Annotated in this window: 10 protein-coding genes; 1 reads left to right on the top strand and 9 read right to left on the bottom strand. The window is 67.0% G+C overall.

The window, feature by feature from the left end; genetic code table 11:
• Positions 1-181 precede the first annotated feature (181 nt).
• The 9 genes from recO to rpoE form a co-directional block, all read right to left on the bottom strand.
• Positions 182-901, bottom strand: coding sequence for a DNA repair protein RecO (gene recO / locus H4O10_RS18830; RefSeq protein WP_049452621.1), 720 nt, complete (start codon positions 899-901; stop codon positions 182-184).
• 18 nt (positions 902-919) lie between these two features.
• Entirely contained in the window at positions 920-1,816 is an 897-nt protein-coding gene (gene era / locus H4O10_RS18825) for a GTPase Era (protein ID WP_005410599.1), read from the bottom strand.
• Positions 1,813-2,493 carry a ribonuclease III gene (rnc, locus tag H4O10_RS18820; protein ID WP_033834352.1) on the bottom strand — a complete coding sequence of 227 codons (681 nt, stop codon included), beginning with the start codon at positions 2,491-2,493 and terminating at the stop codon, positions 1,813-1,815. Before rnc ends, era begins: the two co-directional genes overlap by 4 nt.
• Positions 2,483-2,866, bottom strand: a complete 384-nt coding sequence (locus H4O10_RS18815) for a DUF4845 domain-containing protein (RefSeq protein ID WP_005410601.1) — start codon at positions 2,864-2,866, stop codon at positions 2,483-2,485. Before H4O10_RS18815 ends, rnc begins: the two co-directional genes overlap by 11 nt.
• A 52-nt stretch (positions 2,867-2,918) precedes the next feature.
• Entirely contained in the window at positions 2,919-3,713 is a 795-nt protein-coding gene (gene lepB, locus H4O10_RS18810; protein WP_005410602.1) for a signal peptidase I, read from the bottom strand.
• Positions 3,714-3,767: 54 nt separating this feature from the next.
• Positions 3,768-5,561 carry a translation elongation factor 4 gene (lepA, locus tag H4O10_RS18805; RefSeq protein WP_005410603.1) on the bottom strand — a complete coding sequence of 598 codons (1,794 nt, stop codon included), beginning with the start codon at positions 5,559-5,561 and terminating at the stop codon, positions 3,768-3,770.
• A 180-nt stretch (positions 5,562-5,741) separates the two neighbouring features.
• Positions 5,742-7,277, bottom strand: coding sequence for a DegQ family serine endoprotease (locus tag H4O10_RS18800; RefSeq protein WP_033834355.1), 1,536 nt, complete (start codon positions 7,275-7,277; stop codon positions 5,742-5,744).
• A gap of 74 nt (positions 7,278-7,351) precedes the next feature.
• Positions 7,352-8,233, bottom strand: a complete 882-nt coding sequence (locus H4O10_RS18795) for a sigma-E factor negative regulatory protein (RefSeq protein ID WP_088470514.1) — start codon at positions 8,231-8,233, stop codon at positions 7,352-7,354.
• The gene (rpoE, locus tag H4O10_RS18790) at positions 8,230-8,850 is read right to left on the bottom strand and encodes an RNA polymerase sigma factor RpoE (RefSeq protein WP_005414197.1); all 621 of its coding nucleotides are present in this window, start codon (positions 8,848-8,850) and stop codon (positions 8,230-8,232) included. Before rpoE ends, H4O10_RS18795 begins: the two co-directional genes overlap by 4 nt.
• A 235-nt stretch (positions 8,851-9,085) precedes the next feature.
• Between rpoE and H4O10_RS18785 the strand changes: the two genes are divergently transcribed.
• On the top strand, positions 9,086-11,149 hold the full coding sequence (locus H4O10_RS18785; RefSeq protein ID WP_033834357.1) for a 3-hydroxyacyl-CoA dehydrogenase NAD-binding domain-containing protein: 2,064 nt from the start codon (positions 9,086-9,088) through the stop codon (positions 11,147-11,149).
• The last annotated feature ends 226 nt before the right edge of the window (positions 11,150-11,375 follow it).

Here is an 11,375-nt window from a genome sequence, read left to right as displayed (position 1 = left end):
GGGTCCGGTTGCGGGAGTGTCCGCGGCATGGATGCCGCGGCCAAGCCCCCAAGGACGGGTTTACGGCGTCTCCCGCAACCGGACCCACCCCGCCTACCCACGGATAACCAGCTTTTGCTTTTGACGTTGACGTTGACGTTGATTCGGCAGGTGCAGGGCTGCAAGCCCTGCCGAACACCCCCTACCTGCGGGGCGCGAGCTGCTCGAGCATTTCCCAGGACTTCAGGCCGCGTGGCCCGAGGTGATGGGCCAGCACCCGCCGCATCGGCAGGCGCAGGCTGGCCAGGTCGGCGGCAGCGGGCTCTTCGTCGGCCGCCAACGCCAGCAGCGCCGAGCCAGTGGCCGCCGCCCGGCGCTCCCCACCGCGCTCGCTCAGCAGGCGCTGCGCGCCTTCCTGTGGGTCCAGCTCGTAGCGCGCGGCCGGGTCGATCGGCTGGCCGTCGCTGGCACTGTCCAGTTCGAAACCCAGGCCCAGCGCGGACAGCAGCTCGCGTTCAAACCGACGTAGCGTCCAGGCCAGGCCGGCACCGACCGCCAGCCGCGCGCGCGCTTCGCCATAGGCCAGATACAACTCAGGCAACGGATCCTGGCGAGGTGCCAGGCGCAGGGTCAGTTCACTCAGATAGAAGCCGGCCAGCATCGCCTGGCCGACCAAGAGCGGGGCCGCATCCAGCGCTTCAGCGCCGCGCAACTGGGCCAGTTCACCGCGCTGCTGGGCGCTGAAGCGGATCCACTGCAATGGCTGCAGGGCAGCGCGCAGCACCTGGCCCTTGGCGGTTGACACACCACGCGCGAGCAGGCCGACGCGGCCATGCTGCGCGCTCAACACCTCGACCAGCAGGCTGGTCTCGCGGTAGGCCCGCGCATGCAGCACGAAGCCGGTGTCGTCCTCGATCATCATCGAAGCGACCGCAACGGCTTACTCGTAACCGAAGGCCTTCAGCGCGGCCTCGTCATCGGACCAGCCTTCACGCACGCGCACCCAGGTCTCAAGGAACACCTTGGCCCCGAACAGACGCTCCATCTGCAGGCGGGACTTGGCGCCGATCTCCTTGAGGCGGGCGCCGCCCTTGCCGATCACGATGGCCTTCTGGCCTTCGCGCTCGACCCAGATCACCGCGCCGATGCGCAGCAGGTTGCCGTCCTCGGTGAAGCGCTCGATCTCAACGGTGGTGGCGTACGGCAGCTCTTCGCCGAGCTGGCGCATCAACTGTTCGCGTACCAGCTCGCCGGCCAGGAAACGCTGGCTGCGGTCGGTGATCTCGTCCTCGCCGAACATCGGCGGCGCTTCCGGAAGCAGCTTCAGCACGTCGCGCACCAACGCTTCCAGGCCATTGCGCTTCTGCGCCGAGATCGGATGCACGGCAGCGAAATCACGGCCTTCGGTCACCTGCTGCAGGAACGGCAGCAGCGCGCCCTTTTCCTTCAGGCGATCGATCTTGTTGACCACCAGCACCACCGGAATGCCGGCATCGCGCAGCACATTGAAGGCCAGGCTGTCTTCTTCATCCCAGCGACCGGCCTCGATCACCAGCAGGCCGGCATCGACGCCCTCCAGCGAGCCGCGCGCGGCACGGTTCATCACCCGGTTCATCGCCCGCTTCTGCACCTTGTGCAGGCCGGGGGTATCAACCAGCACCAGCTGGCCTTCCGGGTAGGTGGCGATGCCCAGCAGGCGATGGCGCGTGGTCTGCGGACGGTTGGAAACGATGCTGACCTTCGCACCGACCAGGGCATTGGTCAGGGTCGACTTGCCCACGTTCGGGCGGCCGATGACGGCCACGCTGCCGCAATGATGAGGAGTTTGTTCGCTCACTTGGAATCCAGTTGTTCTAGGACGGCCGCAGCCGCCTGTTGTTCGGCAAGCCGCCGCGAGGCGCCTTCGCCCTCGGTGCTGGCGGCCGGGTCGGCTACGTTGCAGCGTACCCGGAAGTGCTTGGCATGGTCGTCACCGGATTCTGACACCAGTTCATACTGCGGCAACGCCTTCTGTCGGGCCTGCAGCCATTCCTGCAGGCGGGTCTTGGGGTCCTTCTCGGGACGGCCGGAGGCCGGCAGCGCCTCGATCGAAGCGCTGAACCAGGGCAGTACCACCGCCCGGCAGGCCTCGAAGCCGGCATCCAGGTAGATCGCAGCCACCACGGCTTCCACTGCGTCGGCCAGGATCGAGTCGCGGCGATGACCGCCGGACTTCATTTCGCCCGGGCCCAGGGTCAGCCGCTCGCCCAACTGCAGGGTGCGCGCGATCGCCGCCAACGCGCCTTCGCGCACCAGTTCGGCACGGGCACGGGTCATCGCCCCTTCGTCAGCCTTGGGCCAGCGTCGGTACAACGCCTCGGCCGCCATCATGTTGACGATGCTGTCGCCGAGGAACTCCAGGCGCTCGTTGTGCGGCGCACCGGCACTGCGATGCGTCAGCGCCTGCTTGAGCAGGGCCGGGTCGCTGAAGGCATGACCGATCAGGTCGCCACGTTGGATGAATTTACTGGGCACCGCTTCGTGTCAGGTCCTGGGAAGAATCGAATTTGCCAACCACATCGAGGTTGCCGATCAGCTGGCGACGCACTTCGTAGTTGACCTTGAGGGTCCAGCCATTGTCGCGACGGTCGAACTTCACGTTGGCCGGCTTCACATTGTCCGAGTAGTTGATGTACAGGCGCTTGAAGAACAGGTCCTGGATCCGCGACGGCTCCATGCTGCCCACGCCCGGCTCGTTGGCCAGGCTCTTCATCGCCGAGCGCACGGCGTAGTACTCCTGGTACATCGGGAACAGCTTCATGCCGATGTAGAGGAAGAAACCGACCACGATCAGGACCGTCAGGAACGAGGTCAGGGTCATGCCGCGCTGCGTGTTCATCGTCTTCATTGCGTTCTCCCCAGATACGCGTTGGATGTGAAGGTACTCAGTTGATGCCCGATCAGTTGATGCTCGAGCCGATCCGCGACGGCTCGAAGCCATCCTTGCAGAACCAGCCCTGGCAGTTCAGCCAGATCAGGAAGGCCTTGCCGCGCAGGTTCTCTTCCGGCAGCAGGCCCCAGAAACGGCCGTCGTCGCTGTTGTCGCGGTTGTCGCCCATCACCAGGTACTTGCCGGCCGGCACCGTCCACTGGCCCTGGCCGCGCGGGTAGTCGGTCTCCAGCACGGTGTGGGTGCGCCCCGGCAGGTGCTCGACCAGCAGGTTGGCGCCTTCGCCCTGGCCCTTGTGGCCGGCGTAGATGCCCTTGTTGTCGTACTTCAGCGGCTCGCCATTGAGGATCACGCCGTCGCCTTCGAAGACCACGGTGTCACCCGGCACGCCGATCACGCGCTTGATGAAGTTCTCGCCCTTGGCCGGGTCGTTGTCGCTGTGGCCGGGGAAGTGGAATACCACCACGTCGCCACGCGAGGGCTCGCCGAACGGCACGATCCTGGTGTTGCTGATCGGCAGGCGCAGGCCGTAGGAGAACTTGTTGACCAGGATGAAATCGCCGATCAGCAGGTTCGGCATCATCGAGCTGGACGGGATCTTGTACGGTTCGGCAATGAAGCTGCGCACGATCAGCACGATCGCCAGCACCGGGAAGAACGCACGCGAGTAATCCACCAGCACCGGCTCGGAATCGAGCAGGCCGGCGCGCTGGGCGCGACGCTTGGCGAGGTACAGCTTGTCCGCAAGCAGGATCAGGCCCGAGGCCAGGGTCAGCACGACCAGGAGGATCTCAAACAGTTTCATTCAGGGTCCTTTGCAACGTCACCGGACGACCGGCCCCGCAGGGCCGGTGCGGGATTACTTGTTGTCCATCTGCAGCACGGCCAGGAACGCTTCCTGCGGGATCTCCACGCGGCCGACCTGCTTCATGCGCTTCTTGCCTTCCTTCTGCTTTTCCAGAAGCTTCTTCTTGCGCGAAACGTCGCCACCATAGCACTTGGCCAGCACGTTCTTGCGCATGGCCTTGACCGTGGTACGGGCGATGATCTGCGAGCCGACCGCAGCCTGGATGGCGACGTCGAACATCTGGCGCGGAATCAGGTCCTTCATCTTCTCGCACAGCTCGCGGCCACGACGGTCGGCATGGCTGCGGTGCACGATCAGCGACAGTGCGTCGACCTTGTCGCCGTTGATCAGCACGTCCACGCGCACGAACGGGCCGGCGTCGAAGCGCACGAAGTGGTAGTCCAGCGAGGCGTAGCCACGGCTGACCGACTTCAGCTTGTCGAAGAAGTCCAGCACCACCTCGGCCATCGGCAGCTCATAGCTGATCTGCACCTGGCTGCCCAGGTAGTTGATGCCGATCTGGCTGCCGCGCTTTTCTTCGCACAGCTTGATGATGTTGCCGATGTACTCCTCGGGAGTGAGCACGTTGGCACGGATGATCGGCTCGCGGATCTCCTCGACCTGGTTCACCGGCGGCAGCTTGGCCGGGTTGTCCATGTTGATGATCGAGCCATCGGTCTTCAGGACTTCATATACCACCGTCGGCGCGGTGCTGATCAGGTCCAGGTTGTACTCGCGCTCCAGGCGTTCCTGCACGATTTCCATGTGCAGCATGCCCAGGAAGCCGCAGCGGAAGCCGAAGCCCATCGCCTCGGAGCTTTCCGGCTCGAAACGCAGCGCGGCATCGTTCAGGCGCAGCTTGTCCAGCGCTTCGCGCAGGTCCGGGTAATCTTCGGCATCGACCGGGAACAGACCGGCGAACACGCGCGGCTGCATTTCCTGGAAGCCCGGCAGCGGCTTCGGAGCCGGGTCGCCGGCCAGGGTCAGGGTGTCGCCGACCGGCGCACCGTGCACGTCCTTGATGCTGGCGGTGACCCAGCCCACTTCACCGGCACGCAGCGCTGGCAGCACTTTCCGCTTCGGCGTGAACACGCCGACGTTGTCGACCTGGTGGTTGCGGCCGGTGGACATCACCTGCAGCTTGTCACCGGCCTTGATCTCGCCCTGCATCACGCGTACCAGCGAGACCACGCCCAGGTAGTTGTCGAACCAGGAGTCGATGATCAGCGCCTGCAGCTTCTCGGTGTCGCGCGGTGTCGGCGGCGGGATGCGATGCACGATCGCTTCCAGCACGTCCTGCACGTTCAGGCCGGTCTTGGCACTGACCGGCACGGCATCGGAGGCGTCGATGCCGATCACGGCCTCGATCTCGGCCTTGGCGCGCTCGATGTCGGCGGTCGGCAGGTCGATCTTGTTGATCACCGGCACCACTTCCAGGCCCTGCTCCACCGCGGTGTAGCAGTTGGCCACCGACTGCGCTTCCACGCCCTGGGCCGCATCGACCACCAGCAGCGCGCCTTCGCAGGCGGCCAGCGAGCGGCTGACTTCATAGGAGAAGTCGACGTGGCCGGGGGTGTCGATGAAGTTCAGATGGTAGGTCTGCCCGTCCTTGGCCAGGTACGGCAACGACACCGACTGCGCCTTGATCGTGATGCCGCGCTCGCGCTCGATCGGGTTGGAGTCGAGCACCTGCGCTTCCATCTCGCGGGCCTGCAGGCCACCACAGAGCTGGATGATGCGGTCGGCCAGCGTGGACTTGCCGTGGTCGACATGGGCGATGATGGAGAAGTTGCGGATGTTCCGCATCGAATCAGAAGACATAGGTGGCGGCGGCGCGCGGCGTCGTCAGGGTAACGGTCGATTATCGCATGCCCGGCGCCCCACCGCGAAAGCGGACTGCTCGGGCCCCGCCCGGAAAGGCCGAAGCCCCGCCAGGGCGGGGCTTCAGGGGAGACACAGGGGCCGCCGAAGCGGCCCCGGCAGGCCTTACTGGCCGGCCTTGACCGCCACGAAGGCGCTGTTGCCGTTGCCGGTGCGCACCAGCAGCATCACCACGTCGTCCTTCTTGTAGCTGGACAGCGCCCGGTTCAGGCTCTCCACGCTGCCGACCGGGGTGCGGCCGACCTGCAGGATCACCATGCCCGGGGACAGGCCGGCATCACGCGCCGCCTGGCCCTTGACTCCGGTGATGCGCACGCCTTCGTTGCCATCCAGGCCGAACTGCTTGCGCTGCGGTGCGGTCAGGTCGCTCACGTCCAGGCCCAGCAGGGCATTGGCGCCGGTCTGCGGTGCCGCATCGGGCCTGGCGGCAGACGCCGCACGGGCATTGCCCTGACCGTCTTCGCTCAGCGCCGTGAGCGTGGCGCTGAGGTCGCGCGGCTTGCCGTCGCGGATCACCCCCAGCGTGACCCGGCTGCCCGGTGCCATCGCACCGATCAGCGGCGGCAGGTCGGACCAGCTGTTGACCGGGCTGCCGTTGACCGAACGCACTACGTCGCCGATCTGCACACCGGCCTTCTCTGCGGCACTGCCGGCGACGATCTGGTTGACCAGCGCGCCACGGCTGTCGGGCAGGCCCAGGCCCTGCGCCTTCAGCGCATCGATCGGCTCGACCACCGCACCCAGCTGGCCACGGGTGACCTTGCCACTCTTCTTGATCTGCTCGACCGCGCTCATCGCCAGGTCGATCGGGATCGCGAAGCTGATGCCCATGTAGCCGCCGGAGGCGGAGAAGATCTGCGAGTTGATGCCGACCACTTCGCCGCGGGTGTTCAGCAACGGACCGCCGGAGTTGCCCTGGTTGATCGCCACGTCGGTCTGGATGAACGGCACGTAGCGCTGGTCGGCGCCACCCGTGCTACGCCCCAGTGCACTGACGATACCGGCGGTGACCGAATGGTCGAGACCGAACGGCGAGCCGATCGCGACAACCCACTGGCCGGGCTTCAGCGTATTGGAATCACCCACGCGCACGGTCGGCAGGTTCTTGCCATCGATCTTCAGCAGCGCCACGTCGTACTGCTGGTCGCTGCCCACCACCTTGGCGTTGAACTCACGGCTGTCGCCCAGCTTGACCTTCACGTCGCTGGCATCGGCCACCACGTGGTAGTTGGTCAGCACATAGCCATCGGGCGAAATGATGAAGCCCGAGCCCATGCCGCGGCCCTTGATGCTGGGGCCACCGTCCGGGCCGCCCGGGCCCTGCCCCGGCATCGGGAAGTCCGGGCCGAAGAAGCGACGGAAGAACTCCGGCATGTCGTCGTCACCGCCCATCGGGCCCCGCGAAGCCTGGCGGTTGGTGCGGACAATGGTGGTGTCGACGTTGACCACACCCGGCCCGACCTGTTCAACAAGGTTGGTGAAATCGGGCAGGCCGGTAACCAGCGGCTGTGCCGGTGCCCTTGGCGCGGTGGCTGGAGCAGCCTGGGTCGGGGCGGCCGGAGCCGGTGCCTGCGCGCAGGCCACCAGCGGCAGGGTCAGGGCCAACAGGCCCATGGCCTGCGTGCGGAGTCGGGGAGTCATCGGACGGCAACCTCCGGATCGGATGGAAAGAGGAATACGGGCCCCGCTGACGGCGGGGCGTGAAAGCGCCCGGCTCAGTCGCGCGGGCGCGGCGGCACCGGCAGGTCGTCCTGCAGGCGCGGCTCGAACGGGTAGAAGGCGGCGCCACCGGTATGGGCCGGGAAGCTGGCATTGAGCGCGCCGCCGGCGGCAGGCGCCAGGCTGGAACGCGGCCACGGTCGCGCCTGCAGCCCACCGACCTCGCCAAACGGCATGTTGCGGCTGCCATTGGCCGGTATGGTCGGGGTCAGCGGCGCCTGCGCAGCAGCCACCGCGCGTTGCGGCACGTCCTCACGCTGGGCGGCACGCGCGGCCTGCTGGCTGCGGGTGGCACTGGCGCGGCGGGTGTCCTGGCGGCGACCGGCAGTGGCCATCGCCAGGGCGGGAGCCGCCGCCACAGCCATCGCGGCCGTGTCTGCAGAGGCTTCGGTAACCGGGGCAGGATCGGTCGGCACGGTCCGCAGCTCCGCCTGGCTGGCGATCACCTGAGGTGCCAACGGCTCGCCCGGGGTGGCTTCCTTCAGCTTCTCACCGCCCATGAACAGCGCCACCGCTGCCACTGAAGCGGCCAGTGCGGCACCACCGCCCCAGGCCCGCCAGCCACTGCGACGCACCTGACGGCGCGGCTCGGCCTGCGGCGCAGGCTCGGCGGCGATGGCAGCAGCCACGGCGGAACTGAACCCGGCCGGGGCCAGTGCCGACGCCTGCCCACGCATCACGTCGCCCAGCAGCTGCCAGCGCTCCTGGCAGCCGGCCAGTTCGGGGTCATGCTCCATCCGCCGCAGCAGGAAGCGCGCTTCATCGGCGCCCAGCTCGCCATCGACCAGGGCCGACAGCTGCTCGCGATGGCGCTGGTCCAGGCGCTGCCCGGCGGGCGATTGATGGTTCTGCGATTCGTTGAACGGATTACTGGTCATACGCGGCTCTTCTCACGGGTGGCGCTGCCGATGTCCAACAGCGGCCGGAGTTCGGTGTCGATCGCCTCGCGCGCCCGGAAGATCCGTGAACGCACGGTGCCGATCGGGCACCCCATCTTCTGCGCGATTTCCTCGTAGCTCAGGCCTTCCACCTCGCGCAGGGTGATCGCCGACCGGAGCTCTTCCGGCAGCGCGTTGACGGCCTTCATCACCGTCTGTTCCAGCTCCTGGCGCATCAACTCGCGTTCGGGCGTGTCGGTGTCGCGCAGGCGCGTACCACTGTCGAACTGTTCGGCATCGCCGATGTCGATGTCATCGGTCGGTGGCCGTCGATTGTGTGAAGCCAGGTAGTTTTTGGCGGTATTCACGGCGATTCGATGCAACCAGGTTGAGAACTGGGCGTCGCCACGGAAACTTCCGATCGCGCGATAGGCGCGGATGAAAGTGTCCTGGGCGACGTCCTGACATTCGCTCCAGTCGGCGATGTAGCGGCCGACAAGGGCCACCACGCGATGCTGGTACTTGCGCACCAGGACATCGAACGCGGCGCTCTCGCCGTGCTGCACGCGCCGGACCAGTTCCAGATCCAGCTCCTGTGGTGTATCAACCTCGGCCATGAGGGGCCGCACTCCTGTCAGCCCAACCGACGTCGGGCAATGAGACTGCCAATCCCGGGAAAAGTTCAGTCGCCGATCACCCGGCGCCGCACCAGCTTTTAACCACCGTTCCGTTAGCGTTCCGGTCCACGGCCATGGATCCGGGGTCGCCACTCCCCTGCTATTGGGATTTGACGCGGGGGAAACAACCTCTGGATCATAGCCGCTTCTCCATACACAACCGGATGGAACGTCCATGCTCTCAGGCTTCGATGGTCTCCGCTTCAGCCACTGGCACCCCGAGATCCGCGACGACGGCGTGGTGGTCCTCTCCCTGGATCGCCAGGACAGCAGCGTCAATGCCATGTCGCAGGATGTGCTGCTGGAGCTGGGTGACCTGCTTGAGCGCATTGCACTGGACCCGCCCAAGGGCGTGGTGATCCAGTCGCTGAAGAAAGCCGGCTTCATTGCCGGGGCGGACCTGAAGGAGTTCCAGGAGTTCGACCGTCGCGGCACCGTCAACGACGCCATCCGCCGCGGCCAGGCTACCTACCAGAAGCTGGCCGAGCTGCCCTGCCCCACCGTGGCGGCCATCCACGGCCATTGCCTGGGCGGCGGCACCGAGCTGGCGCTGGCCTGCCGCTATCGCGTGGCCTCCAATGACAGCAGCACCCGCATCGGCCTGCCGGAAACCCAGCTGGGCATCTTCCCGGGCTGGGGCGGCAGCGCGCGCCTGCCGCAGCTGGTCGGCGCTCCCGCGGCAATGGACATGATGCTGACCGGCCGTACGCTGTCGGCCTCGGCCGCGCGTGGCATCGGGCTGGTCGACAAGGTGGTGGCACCGGCCGTGGTGCTCGACACCGCCGTGGCGCTGGCGTTGTCCGGCACCACGCGCCCGTTCAAGCAGCGCGCGACGGCCTGGGCCACCAACACCTGGCTGGCACGCACGCTGCTGGCACCGCAGATGGTCAAGCAGGTCGCGCGCAAGGCCAAGAAGGACCAGTATCCGGCGCCCTACGCGCTGATCAGCACCTGGCAGCGCAGTGGCGGCAAGCCGATCCAGGCACGCCTGGATGCAGAACGCCGCGCCGTGGTGAAGCTGGCCAGCACCCCGACCGCGCGCAACCTGATCCGCATTTTCTTCCTGACCGAACGCCTGAAGGGCCTCGGTGGTGGTGATTCCGGCATCCGCCACGTGCACGTGGTCGGCGCCGGCGTGATGGGCGGTGACATCGCCGCCTGGGCCGCCTACAAGGGCTTTGAAGTGACCCTCCAGGACCGCGAGCAGCGCTTCATCGACCCCGCCATGGAGCGCGCGCAGGCGCTGTTCGCCAAGAAGGTGCGCGACGAGAGCAAGCGCCCCGCCGTGGCCGCGCGCCTGCGTGCCGACCTGGAAGGCAACGGCGTGGCCGAGGCCGACCTGGTGATCGAAGCGATCATCGAGAACCCGGAAGCCAAGCGTGCGCTGTACCAGACGCTGGAACCGAAGATGAAGCTGGACGCGCTGCTGACCACCAACACCTCGTCGATTCCGCTGGTGGAACTGCGCGACCACATCCAGCGCCCGGCGCAGTTCGCTGGCCTGCACTACTTCAACCCGGTGGCGCAGATGCCACTGGTGGAGATCATTCACCACGACGGCATGGCGCCGGAGACCGAGCGCCGCCTGGCCGCGTTCTGCAAGGCGCTGGGCAAGTTCCCGGTACCGGTGGCCGGCAGCCCGGGCTTCCTGGTCAACCGCGTGCTGTTCCCGTACATGCTGGAAGCCGCCACCGCGTATGCCGAAGGCATTCCGGGCCCGGTGATCGACAGGGCCGCTGTGAAGTTCGGCATGCCGATGGGCCCGATCGAACTGATCGACACCGTCGGCCTGGACGTGGCCGCCGGCGTCGGCCGCGAACTGGCGCCGTTCCTGGGCCTGCAGATTCCAGCGGCCTTGCAGACGGTGGAGCCGGACAAGCGCGGCAAGAAGGACGGCCAGGGCATCTACACCTGGGAAAACGGCAAGCCGAAGAAGCCGGACGTGGCCAGCGATTACCAGGCCCCGGCCGATCTGGAGGACCGCCTGATCCTGCCGCTGTTGAACGAGGCGGTGGCGTGCCTGCACGAAGGCGTTGTGGCCGATGCGGACCTGCTGGATGCCGGCGTGATCTTCGGTACCGGCTTTGCCCCGTTCCGCGGTGGTCCGATCCAGCACATCCGTGCGGTCGGTGCCGATGCGATCGTCGAGCGGCTGAAGGCACTGCAGCAGCGTCACGGCGACCGCTTTGCCCCGCGCCCGGGCTGGGACAACCCCGCCCTGCGCGAACCGGTGATTTGAGTTCATCGGCCGGGCCTGCGGCCCGGCGCCCGCAGAGGCAACCGCCGAAGCCAGAGCCAGAGCCAGAGCAACAGCCGGCTCTGGCTTTTCTGTTTGTTGGGCGGGGCGGTGTGGGCAGGCAGGACACGCCGTAAACCCATCCATGGGGGCTCGATGGCGCCATCCATGGCGCCAACGGTCCTGCCTGCCCACACCGCCCCACCCCTGACAGTTTCCCGGTGACGGT

The organism is Stenotrophomonas sp. I18B00994 (assembly GCF_014145825.1).
GTDB classification, from domain to species: domain Bacteria; phylum Pseudomonadota; class Gammaproteobacteria; order Xanthomonadales; family Xanthomonadaceae; genus Stenotrophomonas; species Stenotrophomonas maltophilia.
This window is presented reverse-complemented; position numbering and strand designations above follow the sequence as displayed.